This is a genomic window from Bacillus sp. LR--39, from assembly GCF_053613335.1.
On the sequence record NZ_JBSIOT010001680.1, the window covers coordinates 1 to 506 of the forward strand.

Genomic DNA, 506 nt, shown 5'->3' on the forward strand with positions numbered 1-506 from the left:
GTTTGCGATCAGAACCAGCGTCTCAACATTAAGAAAGTGAAACATCAGGCAGACGAAAACGATCGTATGGATGAGAAATATAAGCCCCAGCGCTGCAGTCGGCTGATTTCCCCTTGATCTGTAGGCAAACAGCCCGCCGGCCTGCGAGGCCACCAGCCTGGCTGCTCCGCCTGTCACCTGAAAATAAGCACACATACAGAGGACAGCGGTGAGCACTGCGATCACCGGCAATGCAAAAGATCCGAACAACGGCGTCAGCATCATCGCCAGCTTCAATTGTCCGTTTGCGGAGAATCCAGGATCAATCCACTGAACAGCTGCCGCGGTCGCCAAATATATGACCGTTACCGTCAGGCTGCTGATCACGACAGCCCGTGGAATCGTTTTCCCGCGGTTTTTCACTTCCATGCTGTAGTTGCCGACGATTTCCCATCCGACCAATGCCCAGAACAGGAGCAGCAATCCGCGGCCAAAATCGGTAAACTGAAATGTTCCGTCTACGAGAG

The 506-nt window shown here is 53.4% G+C and carries 1 protein-coding gene; it reads right to left on the minus strand.

The features are described 5' to 3' along the window. On the minus strand, positions 1–506 hold a 506-nt coding region (locus ACWHAR_RS32495; protein WP_452089106.1), incomplete at both ends, for an amino acid permease.